19 protein-coding genes are annotated in these 25,832 nt (G+C 70.3%); 12 read left to right on the plus strand and 7 right to left on the minus strand.

Annotated elements, in window-relative coordinates; translation table 11 throughout:
* Nucleotides 1-38: 38 nt before the first annotated feature.
* The 3 genes from AC3WLB_RS02460 (at nucleotide 39) to AC3WLB_RS02470 (ending at nucleotide 5,336) form a co-directional block, all read left to right on the plus strand.
* Entirely contained in the window at nucleotides 39-1,616 is a 1,578-nt protein-coding gene (locus tag AC3WLB_RS02460; RefSeq protein WP_492502939.1) for a carboxylesterase/lipase family protein, read from the plus strand.
* A 124-nt stretch (nucleotides 1,617-1,740) separates the two neighbouring features.
* The gene (locus AC3WLB_RS02465; protein ID WP_492502941.1) at nucleotides 1,741-2,499 is read left to right on the plus strand and encodes an HAD-IIB family hydrolase; all 759 of its coding nucleotides are present in this window, start codon (nucleotides 1,741-1,743) and stop codon (nucleotides 2,497-2,499) included.
* Between the two features lie 191 nt (nucleotides 2,500-2,690).
* The gene (locus AC3WLB_RS02470; RefSeq protein WP_492502943.1) at nucleotides 2,691-5,336 is read left to right on the plus strand and encodes a helix-turn-helix transcriptional regulator; all 2,646 of its coding nucleotides are present in this window, start codon (nucleotides 2,691-2,693) and stop codon (nucleotides 5,334-5,336) included.
* On the opposite strand, the gene AC3WLB_RS02475 is transcribed toward AC3WLB_RS02470, so the two are convergent.
* Nucleotides 5,329-6,630, minus strand: coding sequence for a glycosyltransferase family 2 protein (locus AC3WLB_RS02475; RefSeq protein ID WP_492502945.1), 1,302 nt, complete (start codon nucleotides 6,628-6,630; stop codon nucleotides 5,329-5,331). The two genes, AC3WLB_RS02470 and AC3WLB_RS02475, sit on opposite strands and share 8 nt — an antisense overlap.
* Nucleotides 6,631-6,893: 263 nt before the next feature.
* On the opposite strand from AC3WLB_RS02475, the gene AC3WLB_RS02480 reads away from it, so the two are divergent.
* From AC3WLB_RS02480 to AC3WLB_RS02505, 6 genes are all read left to right on the plus strand, one after another.
* On the plus strand, nucleotides 6,894-8,240 hold the full coding sequence (locus tag AC3WLB_RS02480) for a nucleotide sugar dehydrogenase (RefSeq protein WP_492502947.1): 1,347 nt from the start codon (nucleotides 6,894-6,896) through the stop codon (nucleotides 8,238-8,240).
* Nucleotides 8,241-8,274: 34 nt separating this feature from the next.
* A complete protein-coding gene (locus tag AC3WLB_RS02485; protein ID WP_492502949.1) occupies nucleotides 8,275-9,303 on the plus strand; it encodes an NAD-dependent epimerase/dehydratase family protein in 1,029 nt (342 codons plus the stop codon).
* Nucleotides 9,303-11,114, plus strand: a complete 1,812-nt coding sequence (glmS, locus tag AC3WLB_RS02490; RefSeq protein WP_492502951.1) for a glutamine--fructose-6-phosphate transaminase (isomerizing) — start codon at nucleotides 9,303-9,305, stop codon at nucleotides 11,112-11,114. The genes AC3WLB_RS02485 and glmS overlap by 1 nt, the downstream gene beginning before the upstream one ends.
* A 30-nt stretch (nucleotides 11,115-11,144) precedes the next feature.
* Nucleotides 11,145-12,887, plus strand: a complete 1,743-nt coding sequence (locus AC3WLB_RS02495; RefSeq protein ID WP_492502953.1) for a polysaccharide deacetylase family protein — start codon at nucleotides 11,145-11,147, stop codon at nucleotides 12,885-12,887.
* A gap of 146 nt (nucleotides 12,888-13,033) precedes the next feature.
* Complete coding sequence (locus AC3WLB_RS02500) at nucleotides 13,034-13,723, plus strand: hypothetical protein (RefSeq protein WP_492502955.1); 690 nt, start codon at nucleotides 13,034-13,036, stop codon at nucleotides 13,721-13,723.
* 37 nt (nucleotides 13,724-13,760) lie between these two features.
* Nucleotides 13,761-14,522, plus strand: a complete 762-nt coding sequence (locus AC3WLB_RS02505) for a FadR/GntR family transcriptional regulator (RefSeq protein ID WP_492502957.1) — start codon at nucleotides 13,761-13,763, stop codon at nucleotides 14,520-14,522.
* Here AC3WLB_RS02505 and AC3WLB_RS02510 read toward each other — a convergent pair.
* The 3 genes from AC3WLB_RS02510 to AC3WLB_RS02520 are packed head-to-tail and all read right to left on the minus strand — an operon-like array spanning nucleotide 14,495 to nucleotide 17,665.
* Nucleotides 14,495-15,373 carry an amidohydrolase family protein gene (locus AC3WLB_RS02510; protein ID WP_492502959.1) on the minus strand — a complete coding sequence of 293 codons (879 nt, stop codon included), beginning with the start codon at nucleotides 15,371-15,373 and terminating at the stop codon, nucleotides 14,495-14,497. The genes AC3WLB_RS02505 and AC3WLB_RS02510 overlap by 28 nt on opposite strands.
* A complete protein-coding gene (locus AC3WLB_RS02515) occupies nucleotides 15,370-16,386 on the minus strand; it encodes an aldo/keto reductase (RefSeq protein WP_492502961.1) in 1,017 nt (338 codons plus the stop codon). Before AC3WLB_RS02515 ends, AC3WLB_RS02510 begins: the two co-directional genes overlap by 4 nt.
* Nucleotides 16,379-17,665, minus strand: a complete 1,287-nt coding sequence (locus AC3WLB_RS02520) for an L-fuconate dehydratase (protein ID WP_492502963.1) — start codon at nucleotides 17,663-17,665, stop codon at nucleotides 16,379-16,381. The genes AC3WLB_RS02515 and AC3WLB_RS02520 overlap by 8 nt, the downstream gene beginning before the upstream one ends.
* Nucleotides 17,666-17,808: 143 nt before the next feature.
* Between AC3WLB_RS02520 and AC3WLB_RS02525 the strand changes: the two genes are divergently transcribed.
* Nucleotides 17,809-18,651 (plus strand): fumarylacetoacetate hydrolase family protein, encoded by an 843-nt coding sequence (locus AC3WLB_RS02525; protein ID WP_492502965.1) that lies wholly within the window; start codon nucleotides 17,809-17,811, stop codon nucleotides 18,649-18,651.
* Entirely contained in the window at nucleotides 18,651-19,400 is a 750-nt protein-coding gene (locus AC3WLB_RS02530; protein WP_492502967.1) for an SDR family NAD(P)-dependent oxidoreductase, read from the plus strand. The genes AC3WLB_RS02525 and AC3WLB_RS02530 overlap by 1 nt, the downstream gene beginning before the upstream one ends.
* A gap of 37 nt (nucleotides 19,401-19,437) precedes the next feature.
* On the opposite strand, the gene AC3WLB_RS02535 is transcribed toward AC3WLB_RS02530, so the two are convergent.
* From AC3WLB_RS02535 to aceA, 3 genes are all read right to left on the minus strand, one after another.
* Nucleotides 19,438-21,021: a Na+/H+ antiporter gene (locus tag AC3WLB_RS02535; protein ID WP_492502969.1), complete on the minus strand. Its 1,584-nt coding sequence runs from the start codon at nucleotides 21,019-21,021 to the stop codon at nucleotides 19,438-19,440.
* A gap of 113 nt (nucleotides 21,022-21,134) precedes the next feature.
* A complete protein-coding gene (gene aceB, locus AC3WLB_RS02540; protein ID WP_492502971.1) occupies nucleotides 21,135-22,814 on the minus strand; it encodes a malate synthase A in 1,680 nt (559 codons plus the stop codon).
* Between the two features lie 44 nt (nucleotides 22,815-22,858).
* The gene (aceA, locus tag AC3WLB_RS02545) at nucleotides 22,859-24,220 is read right to left on the minus strand and encodes an isocitrate lyase (protein WP_492502973.1); all 1,362 of its coding nucleotides are present in this window, start codon (nucleotides 24,218-24,220) and stop codon (nucleotides 22,859-22,861) included.
* Between the two features lie 135 nt (nucleotides 24,221-24,355).
* On the opposite strand from aceA, the gene AC3WLB_RS02550 reads away from it, so the two are divergent.
* Nucleotides 24,356-25,828 (plus strand): helix-turn-helix domain-containing protein, encoded by a 1,473-nt coding sequence (locus tag AC3WLB_RS02550; RefSeq protein WP_492502975.1) that lies wholly within the window; start codon nucleotides 24,356-24,358, stop codon nucleotides 25,826-25,828.
* Nucleotides 25,829-25,832 lie beyond the last annotated feature (4 nt).

Genomic DNA, 25,832 nt, shown 5'->3' on the forward strand with positions numbered 1-25,832 from the left:
GACCATTCAACCGGGTCGTCGCTCGCTACAGTTGCCTCATGCCCGCCGTGCCCGCCGACCAGGACGTCGTCTCCGTCGACCCGCTCATCGTCCCGACCGCATCCGGCGCCGTGCGCGGTGTCGTCCGCGCGGGGCTCCGCAGCTGGCGGGGCATCCCGTTCGCCGCTCCGCCGGTGGGCGCGCTGCGCTTCCGCAGCCCCGAGCCGCCGGAGCCGTGGAGCGACGTGCGCGACGCGCTCACGTTCGGCCACGCCGCTCCGCAGCACGAGAACAAGGCGATCACGCTGCCCGAGGGAGTGACCCAGTCCGAGGACTGCCTGACCCTCAACGTGCTCGCCCCGGGCGACGCGGGCCCGGGCATCCGGAAACCCGTCATGGTGTGGATTCACGGCGGTGCGTATTTCGCCGGCTCCAGCGCCCAGCCCCTGTACGACGGCACGCACCTGGTGCAGAACGGCGACGTCGTGTTCGTCAGCCTCAATTACCGGCTCGGCGCCCTGGGTTTTCTCGACTTCTCCTCGCTCGATGAGAGGTGCGAGCCGAACCTCGGACTCCGCGACATCCTCGCCGCCCTGCGCTGGGTGCAGCAGAACATCACCGCGTTCGGCGGCGACCCGGACAACGTCACGCTGTTCGGCGAATCGGCGGGCGCCGGGTGCGTCACCACCCTCCTCACCTCGCCCGCGGCGGCCGGGCTCTTCCACCGGGCGATCGCCGAGAGCTCACCCGCCACCTCCGTCTACTCCGCCGAGCGAGCCGCCCGCGCGGCGCGGCGCTTCCTCGACCTCGCCGGTGTGCCCGAGAGCGAGGCGCAGCGCCTGCACGACCTGCCGGTCGCCACCCTCAACCAGGCGGCCTTCGACCTGGTGAGCGCGGTCTCGGCCGAGAACCCCGGCACCCTGGCCATCGCGCCCGTCGTCGATGGCGAGCTCGTGCCCCGGCATCCCATCGACGCGTACCGCGACGGTGTGCAGCTGCCCGTGCCGCTCATCATCGGCACCAACCACGACGAGGCGTCGCTGTTCAAGCTGATGAAGTCGCCGCTCATGCCCATCACGAACGAGAGCGTGCACAGCATGTTCGCTCAGATCGCCGAAGAACGCCCCGACCTCCTCGGCACCGACCTCTCGGCCGAGCAGCAGATCGAGAGCGCCTACCCGCACTTCCCCCGCGGCACCACCCCGGCCGAGCTGTCCCGTGACGCCGGCTTCCGGATGCCCTCGATCTGGCTGGCCACCGCCCACAGCCGGGTGGCGCCGACGCGCATGTACCGCTTCGACCACTCACCCCCGCTCCTGAAACTGCTCGGCATCGGGGCGACGCACGGCGCCGAGATCGCCTACGTGTTCGGCACGCTGAAGATCGCCAAGAAGGACTTCAGCTTCCGGCTCGGCGGCCTGCCCGAAGCCCGGCGGGTCTCTGCCGCACTGCAGGCCCGCTGGCTGGGCTTCGCCCGCGACGGACAGCCGGATGCGCCGGGCGACGCCCCCGAATGGCCGCTCTATGACGGGACCACCCGCGCCACCCTCGTGATCGACCACGGCGAGACGGTGGTCGACGACCCGGATTCCGCGATCCGCGCCGCCTGGGGCGACGAGGTGATCGGCTTTCTCTGAGCCGGACCACACGTGCCCGACCATGCGTGCCCGCGCACCCGTGAGAGAATCGGATGTCCGCCGCGCCCCTCGCGCGCATCCGTCGCCGACGACATCCCCGCCTCGATCCAAGGAGACCTCTGCCGTGACGACCACCGTGCGCCTCGTCGCATTCGATCTCGACGACACTCTGGCCCCGTCGAAGGCCCCCCTCGACCCCCGCATGGCCGACCTGCTCGTGCGGTTGCTCGATGCGGTGGAGGTGTGCGTCATCTCGGGCGGCCAGTTCGGCCAGTTCCAGTCGCAACTCGTCGCGAACCTCCCCGCCGGCGCCGACGACAAGCTCGCACGACTGCACCTCATGCCCACCTGTGGCACGCAGTACTACCGCTTCGAGGACGGCGGGTGGACGCAGGTCTACGCCGAGAACCTCAGCGACGACCAGAAGACCCGGGCCATGGCCGCCCTGGAGTCCAGCGCCAAGGAGCTCGGGCTCTGGGCGAGCGAGACGTGGGGCCCGATCATGGAGGACCGCGGCTCGCAGATCACCTTCTCGGCCCTCGGCCAGGCGGCGCCGATCGCCGAGAAGGCGGCCTGGGACCCGAGCGGCGAGAAGAAGGAGCGCCTGCGTGCCGCGGTGGCCGCTCAGCTGCCCGACCTCGAGGTGCGCTCGGGTGGGTCGACCTCGGTCGACATCACACGGGAGGGCATCGACAAGGCCTACGGCATGAACCGGCTGGCCGAGCTCACGGGCATCCCGCTCGATGACATGCTGTTCGTCGGCGACCGGCTCGACGAGGGCGGCAACGACTACCCGGTGAAGGCGCTCGGCGTCGCCACCCACGCCGTCGAGAGCTGGCAGGACACCGCCGCGTTCGTCGAGCAGTTCCTCGCCGAACGCTGAGCAACCTCCGAATCGGCACTGAACGGCCCGCTGGGCAGCCGCTTGTCTACGATCGGTGAATAGGGTAAGAATTCGGTTACCCGGTACCACCCGTAACACCCGCATCACCCGTGCGGCCGAGTAGACAGTGTCGTCATGACGAATACTCTGCAAGCAGCGACCCGAGTCGCCCCGCCAGAGCGGGGAAAGTGATGGAGTTCGTCGCTCACCGCGACGAACTCGACTTCATCGCGCACCTCGCTTCGGCTCCCGCCGAGAGCGCCGTGGTGTTCGTGGGCGAGGCGGGGATCGGCAAGTCGCAGCTGCTCGAGACGGCGCAGCGCGAATCCGGTGTGCAGGCGGTGCTGCTGCACGCGAACCCGGCCGAAGCGGCGTGGCCGCTCTCCGGCTTCTCGCGCGTGTTCGCCTCGATCGACGACTCGCGGGCGGTGGAGTTCGGCGGCCGGTTCACGCTGCGCTCGACCGAGCCGCAGTTCATGTTCGCGGCGGCGCGCGACCTGCTGTCGCTGCTCCGCGGCCTCGCCCTGCCACCCCTGGTCGTGCTGATCGACGACATCGACAAGATGGACGTCGAGAGCCAGACCCTGCTCGGTTTCATGGCGGGGCGACTGGCCGGAACGGGACTGCGCTTCGTGGCGAGCGCCGAACGTCTCGCCGACGACAGTCCGCTGGCCGGTTTCCAGCAGCGCGAGGTGCACCGGCTCAGCATCGCCGAGTCGGTGCAACTCGCCCTCGCCGACCTCGGCCCCGGCACCGACCCGGGCACCCTCCAGATCATCGCGCATCAAGCCGACGGCAATCCGCTCGTGATGATGGAGGCGGCGCGTGCCCTCAGCCACGAGCAGACGCTGGGCCGCGAGCCGCTCGTGCTGCCCTGCCGGCCGAGCGAGACCATCAAGAACGCAGCGGCGTACCGGCTGGCCGGACTCAGCGACCAGCGACGACGCATGCTCGAGACCATCGCCCTGGCGCCGGTCAGCCACGTCTCGGCGCTCACGCGCGCCGGCACCGACGAGATCGACGCCCTCGAGGACATCCTCTACTCGGGTCTCGCCATCGCCCACGGCCAGTACGTGCACCTCGTCGAGCCGCTCCTGCGCTCGTACCTGTATTGGGACATGAAGCCGCGGGAACGCCGCGAACGGCACGCCCGGCTGGCCGAACTCAACGACGGCATCGACGAGCGGCTGCAGGTCTGGCACGCGAGTTTCACCGCCACCGACGCGGAACTCGCCGACGAACTCCTCGTCGCCGCCACGCGGTTCGCCGACGACGGCGACATCGACTCGGCGGTGGAACTCGCCGAGCGGGCCCTGCTCGGTGCGGTCGACCTCGAAGCGCATCACGCTCTGTTGTTCCGCTTCGCCTCGGCGCTGTCGAGCCACGCCGAACTCGACCTCGCCCAGCGGTACCTCCTGCACGTGCGGTTCGACCCGCATTCGGCCGCCCTCAACATGCGGTTGGCGAGCGAGCGCATCGCGATCGAGTTCGAGAAGACGCAGATCGTGCCGATGGGCGATGTGGAGGCGGCGGTGAGCCTCTACGGCGACGACGACCCCGCCGGCGCCGTGCACCTGCTCTCGCTCGTGTCGGTGCTGCACGCGACCCGCTGGGAGGTCGAGGAGAGCAGGCGGAGCGCGGGCCTGGCCGAGAAGTTCACCATGCGCGCGAACGAGGCCGCACGCGCGATGCACGCGGAGGCGCAGGGGCTCGCCGACGCCACCGACAATCTGCCGGGCAACGAACCCACCCTGGCGCGCATCAGTTCGGAGTCGTTGCAGGCGCTCTCGCCGCACTCGCTCGTGACCTTCGCCGCGACCCTGACCTATCGCGAGCGGTACGCCCAGGCCCGCCGGGTCTACGCGGTGCTGTTCAGCAAGCCCGAGCCCGACCTCCTCGCCATCGAGTGGGCGCGCACCCTCGCCTGCACGAACGAGTTGCGGGCGGGGGACTTCCACCGGGCGCGATTGGCGGTGGAGGACTGGCTCGCGATGCCGCTGCCCGTCACCGGCCGGCGCGCGGTGCGCTCGCTCCTGCTCACCTGGTACTCCTTCTCCAAGGAGCGCCTCGACGAGTCGAAGGCGTACGCCGAGGAATGCCTCGAGCTCGCCTCGGCGGAACGCAACCCCGCCGTGCTCGCGCGACTGTTCGCCCATCGCGGGCAGGTCGCCCTCCTGGAGCGCAACAACGACGAGGCGGTGCGGCTGCTGCTCCTGGCCGACGCGACGGCCGCGCACATCGTGAACCCGTCGTTGCTACGGCACTCCGCCGATCTGGTCGAGGCCTGCGCGGCGATCGGGCGGATGCGCGAGGCCGAAGCCGTGCTGCATCGCCTGCTCGAGCAGCAGAAGGTCCGCCCCACCTCCTGGCTCGATCTCGCGATCGCCCGCTGCCGCGCCCTGGTGGCGCCCGACGACCTCGCCCCCACCCTCTTCCGCGAGGCCGTCGCCACCTACGACGGCACGGTCTACAGCTACGACCACGGGCGCACCCTGCTGGCCCAATCCGAACGCCTCGCGCGGCTGGGCCACGCCCAGGCCGCGGAGCACGCGGCCACCGCGGCGACCGCCGCCTTCGAGCAGGCCGGCGCCACCCTCTGGGCCCGCCGGTTCGCGGAGCAACCGGAGACGGCGCCCGCGGTGCCCGCCAGCGCGGTGCTCGCGCAGCTGACCCCCGAAGAACGGGAAGTCGCCGAGATGGTGCGCAAAGGCTTCCGCAACCGGGAGATCGCGGCCGAGCTCTACATCTCGCTGCGAACGGTGGAGCTGCGACTCACCCACATCTACCGCAAGGTGGGCGCGCGCTCGCGGTCGCACCTCGCGTCGCTGCTCAACTGAGCGCGGGCTCCGGCGCATCCTCTGCCCGTGCCGGCCGGCGGTCCGGGCTCTGCCAGCGGCCGGTCGACCGGCTGAAGACCGCACCGACCAGCGCGGCCAGGCAGAGCAGCGCATCCACCACCCGGAAAAACGGGAAGAGCATGCCGTACGCGAGGAACACCGGCTTCCGCGCCACCACGGCGGCGAGCACGCTGAGGAGGTAGTCGGGAACGACCACCCCGAGCACCAAGGCCACCGGCGGCAGAGCGCCGGCCACCCAGGCGGCGAACCCGGAGGGGTCGAGCCCGTACGCGTCGACCGCGTCCGCTCCGGCCGAGACCAGTACGGCGGGCACGAGCAGCGCCAGCACGACGCTCGAGACGAGGAGCTCGGCGATGAACAGGGTGAGCGCCAACCAGAACGTGCGCAGCCGGAAGCGGTGCCGGCCCACGGTCTGCCAGAAACCCAGGTTCCAGCGCCGCACCTGCTTGACGTAGTCGAACAGCGTGTCCGGGTCCTGGGTGAGGGCGATGGCCGCGTGCGGGTGGAAGGCGATGCGGCCGAGCCGTTTGGCGTGCACCTCGAAGGTCATGTTGTAGTCCTCGATGGTGATGCCCTGCGCGGCGATGTCGATGTCGGCGAGGATGCTCGTGCGGTACATGCTGGCGAACCCCGGCACGATCGGCACGACGTTGGCGTACCGGGCGGCCTGACCGAACTTGAAGAGGTACTGCATGGCGATGTAGACCCGCTCGCGGTAGGCCACGAGCAGCCGCCCGATGAAGGTGGGCGAGCGGGGCACGAAGATGGTCGACGCCCGCCCCGCCACGGCCACCACCCCCGGGTCGGCGAACTCGCGGAGGCCGGTGTCGAAGTAGTCGGGCGAGAGGTGCGTGTCGGCGTCGAGCAGCAGCAGCACCTCGAAGCGGTTCGCGATGTCGAAGTGCTCGATGGCCGCCACGAGTGCACCCGCCTTGCCGCGGTTCGGGCTGAGCTCGAGCACGGTCGCCCCGTGGGCCCGCGCGATGGCGGCGGTGCCGTCGGTGGAGCCGTCGGAGACCACGAACACGTTCAGGTTGTCGCCGGACGCCTCGAGCGACCCGATGGTGTGCCCGATCACGACCTCCTCGTTGTGCGCGGCGATCAGGATGGCCACCTCGTCGCGCCGGGGTGCACGGCCGCGTCCTGAGCGTCGTGCGGGTGCGGCGCCGGAGCGGTGCACCCGTGCGGCGAGAACGCGCAGGCCGCCCGCCGTCGTCCAGATGATCGTGTTGAGGCCGAGCACCAAGACGAGCACGACGATGAACGTCACCATGGGCCCTTCCCCCCTTCTGACACGGGCCCAGGCTAGTTCGTCCGGCATCCGTCACGCCCCGCATCCTCGTGCGGGAAACCGCACTCCGCGACGGCCGACCGCAGGGGCGCGCGAACCTCACTGGTGGAAACCGCAGTCCTCCCGAAAGCGATTGACGGCGCGCTCGGGCGCCGGGGACAGTGTGACCGGACGCCGTACCCGCAGCACTTGACCCGCGTCAGATCCACGTCAGAGATCCGCGTCACAGATCGAGGGAGACCACCGTGACCACGTTCGAGAGCATCACCCGACCGCAGCGAACCGACGGCACCGCGACGTGGAGCGCACCGCCCCAGCCGGCCGCCCGCGCCGGCTTCGACTTCGACGTCGCCATCGTCGGTCTCGGCTACGTGGGGCTGCCGACCGCCCTGGCCTACCACGGGTCGAACAGCCGGGTGCTCGCGCTCGACGTCTCCGAACGCCGCATCGCCGTCATCCGCGCCCAGCAGGCCGACCTGCTCGAGGTCGACCAGGCCCGGCTCGCCGTCGCCCTCGACCACCCCGGTTTCGTGTTGAGCACCGATCCCGACGACCTCAGCCGGGCCGCCGCCGTCATCGTGTGCGTGCCCACACCGGTCGACGAGCACCTCATCCCCGACCTGACCATCCTGCGAGCCGCGACCGCGATGGTGGTCGAACACGCGGTCGCCGGCCAGGTGCTCATGCTCACCTCCACCTCTTATGTCGGCTGTACCGACGACCTGCTGGCGAAGCCGCTGGCGGAGCGCGGCTTCACCATCGGCGCCGACGTGTTCGTGGCCTTCAGCGCGGAACGCATCGACCCGGGGAACGCGTCCTTCGACCACGACGAGGTGCCGCGCGTGGTGGGCGGCGCCACCGCCGAGTGCGAGGAGGAGGCCACGAAGCTGCTGCTCCGGTACGTCACCAACGTGCACCGCGTGCGATCGCTGGCGGCTGCGGAGATGACCAAGCTCTTGGAGAATACGTTTCGCGCTGTCAACATCGCTCTCGCCAACGAGTTCGCCGACATCTGCCGCTCGCTCGACCTGAACCCGGCCGACGTCGTCGATGCCGCGGCCACGAAGCCGTACGGCTTCATGCCCTTCCTCGCCGGCCCCGGGGTGGGCGGTCACTGTATCCCGTGCGATCCGCACTACCTGCTCTGGCAGTTGCGGAAGCAGCGGGTGGCCGCGCCGATGATCACGCAGGCGATGGTCGAGATCGCGGCCAGGCCGCACCGCGTCGTCGACCGCGTGCAGGAGGTGCTGTCGGCCGCCGGCACCGGGATGCTCGGCACGCGCGTGCTCGTCGTCGGCATCGCCTACAAGCCGGATGTCGCCGACCTCCGTGAATCGCCCGCCCTCGAGATCCTCGACGAACTGATCCAGCGCGGCGCGACCGTCGGCTTCCTCGACGACCACTTCGACGCGGTCACGTTGCCGAGCGGCGCCCGGTTGACCGCGGTGACCGACCCGGCCGCCTTCGGGGCGCAGCTGGTCGTGCTGCACACGCGGCACGCATCCGCCGACCTGGGCTTCATCGAGCCGCACCAGCTCGTGCTCGACACCACCTACCGCGGGGTCGACGTGCCTCAGCGGATCATTCTCTGACTCCACTCAGACCTGAACACGAAGAGGACACGACATGCGAACTGTGATCACGGGCGGAGCCGGATTCATCGGCAGCCATCTGGTGGAATACCTCCTCGAGCTGGGCGACGAGGTCGTCGTTCTCGACGACATGTCGACCGGGGCGCCCCGCAATCTGATCGACTCACTGGTCAACCCCCGACTCTCGATCGTGCACGGCTCCGTGCTCGACCGGGATGCCGTGCTGGCGACGGTGCGCGGGGCCGACCGGGTCTTCCACCTGGCTGCAGCGGTGGGGGTGAAGCTCATCGTGGAGCACCCGCTGACGAGCCTGCGCACCAACATCCACGGCACCGAGAACGTGCTCGACGCCTGCGTGGAGCACGGTGCCACCCTGCTGCTCGTCTCCACCAGCGAGATCTACGGCAAGAACACCGCCGACCGGCTGCACGAAGACTCCGACCGCATCCTCGGGTCGCCGCTGAAGTCGCGCTGGACCTACGCCGCCGCGAAGGGCATCGACGAGGCGTTCGCGCACGGGTACTGGACGGAGTACGGGCTGGATGTCGCGATCGTGCGCCTGTTCAACACCGTCGGCCCCCGGCAGACCGGCCGCTACGGCATGGTGGTGCCGAACCTCGTGGGGCAGGCGCTGCGCGGGGAGCCGCTCACCGTCTACGGCGACGGCAAGCAAACCCGCTGCTTCTCCTACGTCGGCGACATCGTGCCCGCTCTGGTGCGACTCGTCGAGGAGCCCGCCGCCTACGGCAGCGCCTTCAACCTCGGCGGCGCCGAGGAGGTGTCCATCGTCGACCTCGCCCGCCGCATCATCGACATCACGGGCAGCCGCTCGACCGTCACCTTCCTGCCCTACAGCGAGGCGTACTCGGCCGGATTCGAAGACATGCGGCGCCGGGTGCCGGACAACAGCCGCGCCCACGCGCTCGTCGGCTTCGTACCCGCGACCCCGCTCGACGAGATCATCCGGCGGGTGGCGGAGGAGATGCTCAGCTCCCGGTCGCTCGAGCGCGAGGCCACGGGCGGAGCATCCCGCCGCGCCGCCTTCGACAGCTGGGGCTCCTGATGTGCGGGATCGTCGCCTGCCGCATGCCCGATGCGGCAGGTCCCTTCCTCATCGACGCGCTGAAGCTGCTCGAGTACCGCGGCTACGACTCGGCCGGCGTCGCCATCCGCACCCTCGACGGCACCACCGCCTCCTCGCGCACCACCAACCGGGTCGAGACGCTGGCCCGCCAGCTCGCCGGCTGGAGCGGGCCCGCGCTCTCGGGCGTCGGGATCGGGCACACCCGCTGGGCGACGCATGGCGCGGTCACCGAGACGAACGCGCATCCTCACGCCGACTGCAGCGGGCGGCTGAGCATCGTGCACAACGGCATCATCGAGAACGCGGATGCCCTGCGCCACCAGCTCGAGCAGAACGGGCACCGGTTCGCCTCAGAGGTCGACAGCGAGGTGGTGAGCCACCTCATCGAGGAGGAGCTCGCGATCACGGGCGACCTCCGCTCGGCGGTGACCGCCGCCACGCTGCGCCTGCACGGCTCCTGGGCGATCGTGGCGCTCGACGCCGAGACCGGGCGGATGGTCGCCGCGGCGAACCGTTCGCCGCTTCTCGTCGCGCACTCGGCTCGCGGCGTGTTCGCGGCCAGCGACATCAACGCGATCGCCGAGTACGTCGACGAGTTCCAGGCGATGAGCGACGGCGACGTCGTCGAGCTCGCCGAGGAGTTCGTGTGGACGCGCAGCGGCGCCCGCTCGGCCGCACCGGCCTACGCCGCGTCGACCTGGTCGGGCGTGACGCACGGGCTGGCCGGCCACAGCGACTACATGAGCAAGGAGATCGCCGAGCAGCCCGAGACGGCGGCGCGCATCATCGACCGTCTTGCGCCGCTGATCGCCGACGGCTCGCTGTGGTCGGAGCTGCGGCTGCCACCGTTCGAGCGCGTGGCCGTTCTCGGCTGCGGCACGTCGCTGAATGCAGGACGCGTGATCGCGAACGCCTTCGGCGCGCTCGGCGACGTGCCGCACAGCGCGCTGATCGCCAGCGAAGCGCAGTCGGCCGTGATGGAACCGCGCACCCTCGTCATCGCGCTCAGCCAGTCGGGCGAGACGGCCGACGTGCTGCGCGCGATCAGCGACCTCGATCTCGGCACCTCCTCGCTCCTCGCCCTCACCAACAGCGAGCACTCGACCCTGGCGCGCCGGGCCGACTCCATGCTGGGCTGCAACGCGGGCCCGGAGATCGGCGTCGCCGCCACCAAGACCTTCGTCGCCCAGGTGATCAGCGGGGTGGCGATGGCCCTGTCCGCGCTCGCGGCGACCCGGCGGATCGATCGGGACTACGCCAGGCGGCAGACCGACGACCTCCGGCGCATCCCCGACCTCCTCGCCCATGCCATCGCGGCCTCGCAGAAAGCGATCCCGCCGCTCATCGACGAGGTGCAGGATGCGGAGGGGTATCTCTTCCTCGGCCGCGGCGCCGGGGTGGTCTACGCCGCCGAGGGCGCGCTGAAGCTCAAGGAGCTGAGCTATCGCTGGGCCGAGCACTACCCCGCCGGCGAGCTGAAGCACGGGCCGCTGGCGCTGGTCGAGCCGGGCACGCCGGTCGTGGTGATCGACTCGGGCGACCGGCGCATCGAGAGCAACGTCGCCGAGGTCGAAGCGCGGGGCGGCCGCGTCATCCGCATCGGCGGCGCCGGCAGCACCATCCCCGCCCTGGGGCTCAGCCTCGGCGCACCGATGCCCGGCGGAATCGACCGCTGGGGGCCGCTCGAGTCGGTGGTGCCCCTGCAGATCCTCGCCCGCGATCTCGCGCTCGCACTCGGTCGCGACGTCGACAAGCCCCGCAATCTCGCCAAATCGGTCACCGTCGAGTAGGTCGACGACGCCCCGCCAGAGGAGTCCACCGTGCACCGACACACTCGCGCTGCCCGCCCATCCGGCCGGCTGCTCGTCGCCCTGTCCGCGGCGGCGGCGTTGCTGGCCGCCGTCGCGCTGCCGAGCGGGGCGGCGGCCGCGGCCGGCGTCGCGCTGCCGGCGGTGAAGCCACAGACGGTGATCAGTCTCACCTTCGACGACGGCAACGCCAATCAGCTCACCGCAGCCACGACGATGAATTCGCTGGGCCTGAAGGGCACGTTCTACGTGGTGTCGGGGTTCGTGGGTGCTGCCGGGTACTTCACCCGCGCCGACCTCGCCTCCCTCAAGGCGGCCGGGCACGAGATCGGCGGCCACACCGTCAACCATCCCGACCTCGCGGTGCTGCCGGCCGACGAGGTGGCGCGGCAGATCTGCAACGATCGCAGCACCCTCATGAGCTGGGGCTACTCGGTGAAGAGCTTCGCGTATCCGTTCGCCTCGAGCATCCCGGCGAACGAGACCGCGGCGAAGAACTGCGGCTACAACAGCGCACGGATGCTCGGCGACCTGCAGAGCCGCTTCGGCTGCGCCGGCTGCGGCTACACCGAGAAGATCCCGCCCGCGAATCCGTACTACCTGAAGGCGCTCGACCAGGTCGACAACACCTGGACCCTCGCCGACCTCAAGGCGTCGGTGACGAACGCGGAGAAGACGGGCGGCTGGGTGCCGTTCACCTTCCACAACGTGTGCGCCAGCGGCTGCGACCTCAATGTCACCCCGACCGTGTTCACGCAGTTCGTGCAGTGGCTCGCGCCGCGGGCCCTCACCAACAACACCGTCGTGAAGACGGTCGACCAGGTGATCGGCGGCACCCTGAAGCCGGCGAAGGCCGGCCCCGTCACCGCGCCGGCCGGCCCCGGCGTGAACGCGGTCGTCAACCCCAGCATGGAGACGATGGGATCATTCGGCCTGCCGAGTTGCTGGATGACCGGCGGCTACGGCAACAACACCCCGACTCTCACCTGGACCTCGCCCGCGCGCACGGGCACCGTCGCCGGATACGTCTCGATGGCGAACTACGTCGACGGCGACGCGAAGCTCCTCCCCACCTTCGACCTCGGTGCGTGCAGTCCGACCGTGGTGCCCGGCCACACGTACTCCATGCGGGCGTTCTACACCTCGACCACCGTCACCCAGTTCGCCATCTACCTGCGCACGAGTGCGGGAGTCTGGCAGTACTGGACGTCGAGCCCGTGGTTCCCCTCGAGCCTCGGCTTCACCGAGGCCGTCTACACGACGCCGGCGGTGCCGACCGGATTCACGGGCGTGAGCTTCGGACTCAACCTGTTCAGCAACGGCACGCTGGTCACCGACGACTACGCTCTCTACGACAGCGTCGGCGCACCGGCCCCCTCGACCGCGCCGGCGCCCGCGCCGAGCGTCGCGCCGAAGGTACAAGGGCCGGTGGAGGTGCACATGAACCCGGCACCGGATGCGGCGAGCGACTCGACCGCGCCGCCCGCAGGCTCGGGTACGGCGCCGGCGCCGGCTCCATCGGCTGCTCCCGCGCCCGCGCCGACCCCCTCGGCCACGGCTTCGCCTCCGCCCGCGGCGACGCCCACGCCCACACCCGCGCCTTCGTCCGCCCCCGCGCCTTCGTCCGCCCCCGCGCCTTCGCCGAGCCCAGCTCCTCCGGCGCCGGCCGCTCCTGCTGCCCCGGCCGCCCCGGCGCCCACCAACCCCGCACCCACGCCGACCGCGTCGGCCGGTGCCGGCGGCGCCGGCCGATGACTCGATCCGGCCGGACCGGGACCCCCGCGACTCACCGCCCTGCACGGCTCGTCGCGGGGGTTCTGCTGGCGGCCGTGGTCGCGACGGGGCTCAGCGGATGCTCGTTGCTCCGCTCGTGCGTGGCCTTGGCCGGATGTGGAGGAACCGTGGAGACCCCGAGCCCGACCGCGAACCCCGGCGGCGGAAGCACGTACCCGCTGCACACCGACATCGTCGGAACGACCTTCTGGGTGGGCGAGATCTTCGATCCGAACGCCGCCGACGGCAGCCAGGTGTTCTCCACCTACGACAGCAACTGGCTCGAGAGCTACGGCGGGTGCGACGGCTCCACCGCGACCGGCTCGTGCGAGACCGAACCACGCACCGCCGCCAACGACTTCTTCCCGTCGGGCTTCACCCCGAAGGAGAACCCGTTCTACCTCGATCTGCCGTTCGACGACGTCAACGACCCCGGCGCGTTCGCCCGCCGCGACCAGGTGGTGCCCTGGGCGAATGCGGAGCCCTACGCCTCGCACCACGGCGACCCGAACTTCAGCTACCTGAAGAACCGGTGGGTGCAACTCAGCTACAACGGCGCCACCTGTTACGCCCAGATCGAGGACGCCGGCCCGGGCGAGTACGACGACGCCGAGTACGTCTTCGGCGAGAACGACGCCCGCCCGCTGAACGCCCGCTACGGCGGCGCGGGAATGGATGTCTCCCCCGCCGTCGTGGGCTACCTCGGTTTCGACGAGCTGAACGGCGAGCAGGGGGGAATCTCGTGGCGCTTCGTCGACGACGCCGCAGTGCCGCCCGGCCCCTGGACGACGGTGGTCACCACGAGACAGGTGCAGTGACCCGGCGGGCGGGCGTCGCCAAAGGTAGGATCACTGCATGGCCGTCACCGACGAAGCGATCGTGAAGATCAAAGACATGATCCTCGCGGGCGAGCTCGCTCCCGGCGACCGGCTGCCGCCTGAGAAGGAACTCAGTGAGCGGCTCGGCCTGTCGCGGAGCTCGATGCGCGAGGCGGTGAAGGCACTCGAGGTCATCCGGGTGCTGGACGTACGGCGTGGCGACGGCACCTACGTCACGAGTCTCGAGCCGCGGCTGCTGCTCGAGGCCATGAGCTTCGTGGTCGACCTGCACGACGACGACTCGATCCTGGAGTTGTTCGCGGTGCGGCGCATCCTGGAGCCGGCGGCGGCGGGGATGGCCGCGGGCCACCTCGATGCCGCACGAATCGCACAGTTGCGGGCTCGCATCGCCGAGATCGACGAGTCGCGCAACGTCGAAGACCTGGTGGCGCACGATCTGGAGTTCCACGCCGCGATCGTCGACGCGGCCGGCAACGCCTACCTCGCGACCCTGGTCGAGTCGCTCTCCGGCCGCACCGTGCGGGCGCGGCTGTGGCGGGGCCTCACCCAGGAGAACGCGACCGCTCGCACGCTCTCGGAGCACGCGGCGATGGTCGATGCGCTCGAGGTCGGCGATGCCAAGCTCGCCGAGGCACTGATGGTCACGCACATCTCGGGCATCGAGCGCTGGCTGCGGGAATGGATCGCGCGCTCCCGCGGAGAGGGGGCCACCCTGACAGTGGACTTCGCGCCGGCTGCCGCCGACCCTGCTCAGAGCTCGGATCTCTCCAAGGCGTAGACGCGCGTGGCCGTGCCGCCGAGCACGGCGCGCTGCTCCTCGGGGCCGAGTTCGTCGATGAGCGCGGTGAGCACCTCGAACGTCGGCTGGTACCCGCCGTCGGGCACCGTGACGGGCCAGTCGCTGCCCCACAGCAGGCGCTCGGGACCGAACGCGTCCAGCGCGACATCCCACACCTCACGAAGGGCCTCGACGGTGTACGGCGCCGTCGGCTCACGCAGCCCGGACAGCTTGGCGACCGTGTTCGACCGCCGGGCCACTCGTTCGAACTCGGCCCGCCAGTCGGCGAAATCCGCTCGCCCGCGCGGCGGCTTGGCGAGATGGTCGATCACGATGGTGAGTTCGGGAAGGGCCGCGGCGAGCGCCGTCGTCGAAGCGAGGTGGCGCGGCCAGGCGTTCGGCACGTCGAAGGCGATGCCGTTCTCGGCGAGGAGGCCGAGCGATCGGCGCACCGGCGCCAGTTCGAGGAAGTCGTCGCGCGGATCGTCGTGCACGAGGTGACGCACGCCGCAGAACCGCGGATGCTCGCGCCACCGCGCCAGTTGAGCCGCCGCCCGCGCCGGGTCGTCGAGCGCGACCCAGCCCACCACGCCAACGACCCAGTCGTTCTGGTCGGCGACCCGCAGCATCGCCTCGGTGTCGGCTTCGGTGTCGTCGGCCTGCACCAGCACGGCGCCGTCGACGCCGGCCCGCTCGAGCTCGGGTGCGACGTCAGCCGCCTCGAAGTCGGCGAAGAGTTCACCCGCCGCGGGCGTGAGCCACGCGTAGCCACCGCCGCTCCGGTTCCACAGGTGCAGGTGCGAGTCGATCACCGGCTGCGAGGCACCACCCACCGCGCGCCCGCCGCTCACACCTGCACCAGCCCTCGATCGCGGAGCTCGGCCCAGAACTGCGCCGGGATCTCCGCGCTCATCCGTTCGACGTTCTGCCGCATCTGCTCCGGGCGGCTGCTGCCGACCACCACGGTGTGCACCCGCGGGTCGCGAGCGGTGTACTGCAGCGCCGCGGCCGGCAGCTCCACGCCGAACTCCCGGGCCAGAGCGGCGATCGCCAGCACTCGTTCCAGCACGTCGGCCGGCACGCCGCCGTACTCGTACCGCGAGTCGGCGCGCGGGTCGTTCGTGGCGAGCAGGCCAGAGTTGAATACCGACGCGTTCACGATGCCCACCCCGTTCTCGTCGCACGCGGCGAGGATGTCGGGGAAGACCGGCTGCTCGGCGAGCGTGTAGCGGCCCGCCGGCATCAGCAGGTCGATGTGCCCGCCCGCGGCGCCGGCGAGCAGGGCCTCGATCGACATCGAGCCGACGCCCACCGCCTGCACCACTCCCTCGTCGCGGAGGGCGGCGAGCGCCGGTAACGCCTCCTCGACGCCGCGCTGCAGGTCGCCCTGCTCGGGGTCGTGCAGGAAGAGCACGTCGACCCGGTCGAGTCCAAGCCGCTCGAGCGACTCCTCCAGACTCCGCCGCACGCCATCGGCAGTGTAGTCCAGCACACGCTTCTGGTCGGCCGGGACGTGGAAGGCGTTCTCGAGATCGAGCGTGCCCGCGCCCGCCGGGTTGGGGCGCAGCAGCCGCCCCACTTTGGTGGAGACCACGAACTCGTCTCGAGGCTTGGTTCGCAGGAAGGCCCCGAGGCGCCGCTCCGAGAGACCCAGCCCGTAGTGCGGCGCCGTGTCGAAGTAGCGCACCCCGGACTCCCAGGCGGCGTCGAGGATGGCGGTGGCGGACTCGTCGCTCAGTTCCCGGTAGAGGTTGCCGAGGTTGGCGGCGCCGTACCCGACCGCGCCGAAGGCCGGTGCCGGTCGCCTCCGGCCTTCGACTGCCGGCACATGCTCCTGATCGCCTGCGCGCTCCGACTCAGACATACGCGGCCACCTCGTGGTCCCGTCGGCTCGACTGGAGCATCTCTGCCCCGGAGCCCGCCGCCAGCGGCGGCCAGTAGCGACCGTTCCGCACGTCGACCGGCGTGACGAAATGCTCGTGGAGATGGTCGACGTACTCGATCATGCGCCCGTCGAGCCGGCCCGACAGCGCCACGTAGTCGAACAGCGACAGGTGCTGCACCAGCTCGCACAGCCCGACACCGCCCGCGTGCGGACAGACCGGCACGCCGAACTTCGCGGCCAGCAGCAGGATGGCCAGATTCTCGTTCACGCCGGCCACGCGCGTCGCGTCGATCTGCAGCACCTGGAGGGCGTCTGCCTGCAAGAACTGTTTGAACATCACCCGGTTCGCGCCGTGCTCCCCCGTGGCGACCGGGATCGGCGCGACCCCTCGGGCGATGGCAGCGTGGCCGAGCACGTCGTCGGGGCTGGTCGGCTCCTCGATCCAGGCGATGTCGAACGGCGCGAGCCTCGACATCCACTCGATCGCCTCCGCCACCTCCCAGCGCTGGTTGGCGTCGACCGCGATCCGGATGTCCGGACCGACCGCCGCACGCGCGATGCCCAATCGGCGCACGTCGTCGTCGACGTCTCCGCCCACTTTGAGCTTGATCTGCTCGAACCCCTCGGCCACCGCCTCGATGCTCAACCGCTCGAGCTTCGCGTCGTCGTAGCCGAGCCAGCCCGGCGTCGTGGTGTAGGCCGGGTAACCGCTCGCGATGAGCTGCGCCTCACGCTCGGCGCGACCGGCTTGAGCGTTGCGGAAGAGCCCCAGCGCCTCGTCAGGCGTGATCGCGTCGGTGAGGTAACGGAAGTCGACCAGCTCGACGAGCTCCTCCGGTGAGAGCCGACCGAGCAGCCGCCACAGCGGCAGACCCGCGCGCTTCGCCTTCAGATCCCAGAGGGCGTTCACCACGGCGCCGATGGCCATGTGCATCACGCCCTTCTCCGGGCCGAGCCAGCGCAATTGCGAGTCGTGCACGAGCTCGCGCCAGGTCGCACCCATCGCGCCGAGCAGCTGCTCGACGTCGCGACCGAGCAGGTGCGCCTCGAGGGCGCGGATGGCGGCCACCTGCACGTCGTTGCCCCGCCCGATGGTGAACACGAAGCCGTGACCCGTCAGCGCGTCGTCGGAGTCGGTGACGATCCGCACATAGGCGGCCGAGTAGTCGGGGTCGGGGTTCATGGCATCCGACCCGTCGAGCATCGTCGAGGTGGGGAATCTGATGTCACTCGTCTCGAGTGTCGTGATGGTGCTCACCGAGGTGTCTCCTTTTAGCTGATCGGCCGAGCATAAACATCGGATGTATATGGTGTCAATCATGCCGCGGATGGATGTTTTCGGCTCGGCTGCCCGCTATAGTTCTGATGTTACCGCCCGTACTCGATGAAGAAAGCGGCTCCATGAAATTCCTGCGACTCGGAGAGATCGGTCACGAACGACCGGTCCTGCTCGACGGCGACACCTACTACGACCTCACGGGCCTCACCGCCGACATCGATGGCGCGTTCCTCGCCGGCGACGGCCCCGCCCGCGTGCGGGCAGCGCTCGATGCGGGTGAACTGCCCGAACTGCCCGAGGCCACGAGCCTGCGCATCGGCGCCCCCATCGCTCGGCCCTCCGCCGTCATCTGCGTCGGCATGAACTACGCGGCCCACGCCGCCGAGTCCGGCTCCGCTCCGCCCGAGGTGCCGATCATCTTCCTGAAGACGCCGAACACCGTCGTCGGGCCCAACGATCAGGCGCGCATCCCCCGCGGCAGCACGAAGACCGACTGGGAGGTCGAGCTCGGCGTGGTGATCGGCACGCACACCTCGTACCTCGACTCCCCCGCCGACGCACTGGCGCACGTCGCCGGCTTCGTGGTGGCGAACGACCTCTCCGAGCGCGCCTGGCAGATCGAGGTCTCCGGCGGCCAGTGGTCGAAGGGCAAGAGCGCACCCGGGTTCAGCCCGGTCGGGCCGTGGCTCGTCACCCCCGACGAGGTCGACCACACGAACCTGCGTCTGCGCTCCTTCGTCAACGGCGAGCCGCGTCAGGACTCGTCCACCGCCGACCTCATCTTCGGCGTCGAGGAGATCATCTACCAGCTCAGCCAGTACCTGGCGTTCGAACCGGGCGACCTCATCCTCACCGGTACCCCGGAGGGCGTCGCGCTCTCCGGTCGCTTCCCCTACCTCACGGCGGGCGACGTGGTCGAGATCGACATCGAGGGCCTCGGCGGGCAGCGGCAGGAATTCGTCTGATGGCCGAGTTCGACGGGCTGGTCGCGGTGGTCACGGGCGGCGCATCGGGCATCGGCGCGGCCATCGCCGACCGTCTGCACGAGGGCGGCGCCTCGGTCGCCGTGCTCGACCTCAATCCCTCCGGCGCCGACCCCGAGCACTTCGCGGTGGCGGCGAACGTGGCCGACGACGCATCCGTGCGCGCTGCGATCGCGGCGGTGAGCGAGCGGTTCGGGCGCATCGACATCGTCGTGAACAACGCGGGCATCGGGGCGGTGGGAACCGTGGCCGACAACGACGACGACGAGTGGCACCGGGTCTTCGACATCAACGTCGTCGGCATGGCGCGCGTGACGCGCGCCGCCCTTCCGCTGCTGCGCGAGTCGCCGTCGGCGGCGGTGGTCAACACCGCGTCGATCGCCGCGACCGCGGGCCTACCGCAGCGCGCACTCTACTCGGCCACGAAGGGCGCGGTGCTCTCGCTCACCCGCGCGATGGCCGCCGACCACCTCCGCGAGGGCATCCGCGTCAACTGCGTGAACCCGGGCACGGCCGACACCCCGTGGGTGGCACGGTTGCTCGACCAGGCCGACGATCCGGCCGCCGAGCGGGCCGCACTGAACGCCCGCCAGCCGCACGGCCGTCTGGTGGCGGCCGCCGAGGTCGCCGATGCGGTGGCCTACCTCGCGAGCCCGCGGTCGGGTTCCACCACCGGCACGTCGATCGCGGTCGACGGCGGCATGCAGAACCTGCGCCTCCGACCCGAGTAGCACCGCCCCGGCACCACCGGGCGACCGGGCGCCCGGCTCAGTCGAGCTTCTTCTGCTTGCCGAGGTTGAGCTCGGTCTCTTCGACGTCGATCTTCGCGAGCACCGACTTCACCGCGCGGTCCTGGTAGCGGCCTTCCCGTCGCGCATCGAGCACCGCCTGGCGTTCGGCCGCGATCATGATCCGGCGCAGCCGGTTGTAGGCACGGGCCGGCGGCTCCACTCCGTCGGCCGCCGGGTTCTCGAGCGCGTCGCTCAGGAAGGTGGCGTTCAGCCGGAGCCGGTTCACCACGCGCTCCTCGTCGGCGTCGCTCACCTCCTCCTCGAGCCGGGCAAGCCCGATGGTCTGCGCCTCGGCCATCAGCATGTGCGCCTCGGTCTGCTCCTGCGAGTAGTCGGGTGGCGGCAGCTTCAGGGCACGGATGATCAAGGGCAGCGTCAACCCTCCGAGTAGGGTGCCGACGACCACGATGAACGCGAGGAACTGCAGGAACGAGCGCCCCGGCGTCTCTTCGGGCAGCAGGAACACCGCCGCCAACGTCACCACCCCCCGGATGCCCGCGAACGACACCGCGATTCCGTTCCGCCAGCTCCACCCCCGCGACCGGATGCGCTTCGGCCCGTAGCGGTACAGCGAGGTCGTGAACACCATCCACACGAACCGCGACGCGAACAGCACGAACAGGATCACCACCGAGATCCACACCGTCGTCCAGAGCCCCGGCGCGGTCGACATGGCCGAGGTGAGGATGCCGTACAGGCTCAGCCCGATGAAGAGGAACACGGCGTTCTCGAGCAGGAACTGGATGGTGCGCCAGTTCAACGATTCGGCGATGCGTGCCTCGGCGGTCTGGATGACGGGCGCCTTGTAGCCGAGGTAGAGCCCGGCGACCACGACGGCCAGCACACCCGATCCGTGGATGAGCTGGGCCGGGATGAATGCCACGAACGGCGTGACCAGCGACAGGCTCGTGTCGAGCACCGGTGAGCGCAACTGTTTGCGGATGAACCCCATCACGAAGGCGACCGCCAGCCCCACCCCCAGGCCGCCCACGACGGCGATGCCGAAGTCGAGCACCACCATGCCGGGGTTGACGGTGGCGATGATGGCCGCCACGGCGGCATTGAGCGCGACGAGCGCGGTGGCGTCGTTGAGGAGGCTCTCGCCCTCGAGCACCGTCACGAGACGGCGCGGCAGGTTGAGACGACCGGCCACTGCGGTCACGGCCACCGCATCCGTCGGTGCCACGACCGCCCCGAAGGCGAACGCGGCGGCGAGCGTGATGGCGGGGACGACGAGCCACGCGGCCAGCCCCACCGTCACGACGGTGAACGCCACGAGACCGACCGAGAGCAGCAGGATGCTGTCCCGCCGCGCTCGCACATCGGAGAACGAGGTGCGGATGGCGGCCGCGAACAGCAGCGGGGGAAGCAGTCCGTAGAGGATGAGATCGGGTTCGACCGCGATGCTCGGCACCCCCGGGATGAACGAGACCAGCGCCCCCACGAGCACCAGCACGACCGGCGCCGACCAGCCCACGCGCCGCGACAGCCCCGTCACCGCGACCGTCACCACGACGAACGAGACCACCCACACGATCGTGCCCACGGTATCGCCGTCCATAGAACGCAATTATGGACGACGCGAGAGCCGCTCGGCGCCGGAGTTCTCCAAACGAAACGGCCACCGGTGCGCCGGGAGCGCACGGTGGCCGTTTCGTTTGGAGAACCCGACCGTCAGGCCGCGACCGCCTCCCGAGCGGGAGCGGGGGCGGGAGCGGTGGCAGCCGCGGGCGCGGGCGCCACGTCGACCAGGTAGTGCGCGTACGCCGGAATGGTGAGGAACGTCGGGAACTCGTCCTCCAACGCCACGAGCCGCAGGATGTTCTCGGCGTCGTCGAAGCGGTCGGCCAGCGAGCGCTCCAGCCCGCGCAGCTCCTCGTGCAGCACGTCGAGCACGTACTCCCGGGTGATGCGGGTGCCTTCCGCGGTCACGGTGCCCTGGTGGATCCACTGCCACAGCTGCGACCGCGAGATCTCTGCGGTTGCGGCGTCCTCCATCAACCCGTCGATCGCCGCGGCACCCGTTCCGCGCAACCAGCTCTCGATGTACCGCAGCGCGACCGACACGTTCGACCGCACCCCGGCATCCGTCACCCGCGGTTCGAGCGCGCTGAGGTCGACGAGCTCACCGGCGGTGACGTGCACCTCGGGCCGCTGCCGGTCGAGCTGGTTCGGCGCCTCGCCGAGCACGGCGTCGAACTCGGCGCGGGCGGTGGCGATGAGATCCGGATGCGCGACCCAGGTGCCGTCGAACCCGTCGCCGGCCTCGCGCCGCTTGTCCTCGCCCACCTTCGCCAGGGCGATGGCCGTCGCCTCCGGGTCGCGCCGGTTCGGGATGAACGCACTCATGCCGCCGATGGCGTGCGCCCCGCGCTTGTGGCAGGTCTGCACGAGCAGGTCGGTGTAGGCGCGCATGAACGGCACCGTCATGGTGATCTGCGACCGGTCGGGGAAGACGTAGCTGCGGCCGCGGTCGCGGAACGTCTTGATGATCGAGAAGATGTAGTCCCACCGGCCCGCGTTCAGTCCCGCGCAGTGGTCGCGCAGCTCGTAGAGGATCTCGTCCATCTCGTAGGCGGCCGTGATCGTCTCGATCAGCACCGTCGCCCGGATGGTGCCGCGCGGGATGCCGAGCGCGTTCTCCGAGAAGGTGAACACGTCGTCCCACAGCCGGGCCTCGAGGTGGTTCTCGAGCTTCGGCAGGTAGAAGTACGGCCCGCGCCCGTTCGCGATGAGCTCCTTGGCGTTGTGGAAGAAGTACAGCCCGAAGTCGACCAGGCTCGCGGATGCGGCCCGCGTGTAGCCGGAGCGGTCGCGGTAGCCGAGGTGCTTCTCGACCAGGTGCCACCCGCGCGGCCGCAGGATGATGGTGGGCGTCTGCGCCCCGACGCGGTACTCCTTGCCTTCGGCGCTGGTGAAGTCGACCTGCCCGCGGATGGCGTCGAACAGGTTGATCTGGCCTTCGATGACGTTCTGCCAGGTGGGGCTCGTGGCGTCCTCGAGATCGGCGAGCCACGCCTTCGCCCCGGAGTTCAGGGCGTTGACGGTCATCTTGCGGTCGGTCGGCCCGGTGATCTCGACCCGGCGGTCTTCGAGACCGGGGCCGGCGCCGGCGACGCGCCACTCGGTGTTCTCGCGGATCGCGGCGGTCTCGGGTAGGAACCGCAGGTCACGGCCGTTCTCGACCGACTTGCGGCGGAGCATCCGGTCGTTCAGGCGTTCCTGGCGCCGGCCGGCGAACTGGTCGTGCAGGCGGGCGATGAAGGCGAGCGCCTCGGGGGTGAGGATCTCGTCGAACCGCTCGCCGTGCTCGGCGTTCACGGTGATGGCGGTGGGGCTGGTGTGGGTGGTCATGACAGGCCTTTCAATCGATGAGTCGGCGGCTGAGCGGTGCCGGCTCAGTGGAACTGCTCGGATTCGGTCGACCCGACGAGCGCGAGGGTTGCGCTCGTGGGGTTCAGGGCCGTGGCGATTCGGTCGAAATAGCCGGTACCGACCTCGCGCTGGTGGCGCGTGGCGGTGTAGCCGTCGGCCTCGGAGGCGAATTCGGCCTCCTGCAGCTCGACGTAGGCGCTCATGTGCCGCTCGCCGTAACCGCGGGCGAGGGTGTACATGGAGTGGTTGAGGGCGTGGAAGCCCGCGAGGGTGATGAACTGGAAGGCGTAACCCATCGCCGCGAGTTCGCGCTGGAAGCTCGCGATCTGCTCGTCGTCGAGCTTCGACTTCCAGTTGAAAGACGGTGAGCAGTTGTAGGCGAGCAGCTTGCCGGGGAACTCGGCGTGGATGACTTCGGCGAACCGACGCGCCAGCTCGATGTCGGGCTCGGAGCTCTCGACCCAGAGCAGGTCGGCGTAGGGCGCGTAGGCGAGCCCGCGCGCCAGCACGGTCTCGATGCCCGGCGTGGTGCCGTAGAAGCCCTCCGGCGTGCGGGTGCCGTCGAGGAAGGGCCGGTCGCGCTCGTCGACGTCGCTCGTGATGAGGTTGGCGGCGAGCGAGTCGGTGCGGGCGATGATGATCGTGGGCACCCCGGCGACGTCGGCGGCGAGCCGGGCGGCGTTCAGCGTACGGATGTGCTGCGAGGTCGGGATGAGCACCTTGCCTCCCATGTGCCCGCACTTCTTCTCGCTGGCCAGCTGGTCTTCCCAGTGCACGCCCGCGGCACCGGCCGCGATCATGGAGCTCATCAGCTCGTAGGCGTTGAGCGGCCCGCCGAACCCGGCTTCGGCGTCCGCGACGATCGGCGCCAGCCAGCTGTGTTCGTCGGCTAACGCCGGCCCTTGTCCGGCGTGCGCGTGGGAATTCACCGACGCGGTCGCCGAATTCCCACCGGTAGGATGCTTTTCGGCCCACTCGATCTGGTCGGCGCGGAGCAGCGCGTTGTTGATGCGGCGCACCACCGACGGAACCGAGTTCGCGGGGTAGAGGCTCTGGTCGGGGTAGGTCTGGCCGCTGAGGTTGGCGTCGGCGGCGACCTGCCAGCCCGAGAGGTAGATGGCCTTGAGCCCGGCGCGCACCTGCTGCACGGCCTGGTTACCGGTGAGGGCGCCGAGGGCCGGCACCCACTCCTCGGTGTGGATGAGCTGCCAGAGGCGCTCGGCACCGCGGCGGGCGAGGGTGTGCTCCTCCTGCACGCGACCGCGGAGGGCGATGACGTCGTCCGCGCTGTAGTCGCGCTCGATGCCGTTCCAGCGCGCATCCGTCTTCCATTCCCGCTCGAGGTCGGCGGCGGTCTGGGTCTGGTCTCCGGGTCGGTTCGTCATGGTGGCTCCTCTGCCGTGGAATTGCTGTCTGCCTTCGACTATCCGGGCCACGCAATGCTTCTTCACCGACTTTCATCACAGAATTTTTTGCGTTCTTCTGTTTTCTTGAAGAACCGGAGGTGAGAGACTTCCGGCATGCCCCCATCGCTCACCGGACCCGTCGATGATGACTACATGCTCGATTCGCTCACCATCGGCCGCCGCATCCGCCAGCTCCGTTCCGACCGCGGGCTCACGCTCGACGACCTCGGCGCCGCCATCGGTCGCGCGCCCTCTCAGGTGTCGGTGATCGAGAACGGCAAGCGCGAGCTGAAGCTCGGCGAGCTGCAGCGGTTCGCGCGGGTGTTCGACATCAGCGTCGACCAGCTGCTCTCGGCCGAGCCGCCCTCGCGGCGCGCAGCGCTCGAGATCGCACTCGAACGGGCGCAGCGCGGGCCGATGTTCGCGTCGCTCGGACTGCCGGCCCTCCCCGTGCGCAAGTCGCTGAGCGATGAGGCGATCGAGACGATCCTCGGGCTGCACCGCGAACTCGAGCGCGTGCACAACGAGCGCGCCGCCACGCCCGAAGAGGCGCGCCGGGCCAACACCCAGCTGCGCAAGGCGATGCGGGCACGCGCGAACTACTTCGCCGACCTCGAGGCCACCGCCGCAGAACTGCACGCGGCAGTCGGGCACAGCGGCGGGCCGCTCTCGCAGCGCCTGGCCTCCGACCTGGCCTCGCACCTCGGCTTCACGCTGCACTACGTGGGCGACCTCCCCGGCTCGACGCGATCGGTCACCGACCTCCGCAACGGCCGTATCTACGTGCCGCTCGGCCAGTCACCGGATGCCGACCCCCGCTCGGTCGTGCTGCAGGCGCTGGCCTCGCACGTGCTCGAGCATCGCGAGCCGGCTGACTACGCCGAGTTCTTGCAGCAGCGGGTCGAGACGAACTACCTCGCGGCGGCGCTGCTCGTGCCGGAGGCGGGGGCCGTCGACATCCTGCGTCAGGCGAAGGAGGCGCGCGAGCTCTCGGTCGAAGACCTCCGCGACGCCTTCGGCGTGAGCTACGAGACCGCGGCACACCGCTTCACGAACCTCGCGACGCACCATCTCGACATCCCGGTGCACTTCCTGAAGGTGCACGAGAACGGCACGCTCTCGAAGGCCTACGAGAACGACAACGTGGCGTTCCCGACGGATGCGCTGGGCTCCGTCGAGGGCCAGCCCGTGTGCCGCTACTGGAGTGCACGGCGGGTGTTCGATGTGGAGGACCGGTTCAGTCCCTACCACCAGTACACCGACAAGCCGACGGGCACCTACTGGTGCACCTCGCGCATCCAAGCCGGGTCGACCGGCCAGTTCTCGGTGTCGGTGGGCACGGCGTTCGCGCACGCGAAGTGGTTTCGCGGCCGCGACACGGCGAACCGCTTCACCTCCTCCTGCCCCGACGAGTCGTGCTGCCGCCGCCCGCCGGCGTCGCTCGCGGCCGCCTGGGCCGGGCACGCGCATCCGTCGGCCCGGCTCAACTCGTCGCTCCTGGCGGCGATGCCCACGACCGGCTTCACCGGCGTCGACACCACGGAGGTCTTCGAGTTCCTCGAGCGCCACGCCCCGACCGACGCGTAGCCGA

The sequence above is a fragment of the Herbiconiux sp. FW305-C-125 genome, assembly GCF_058783455.1.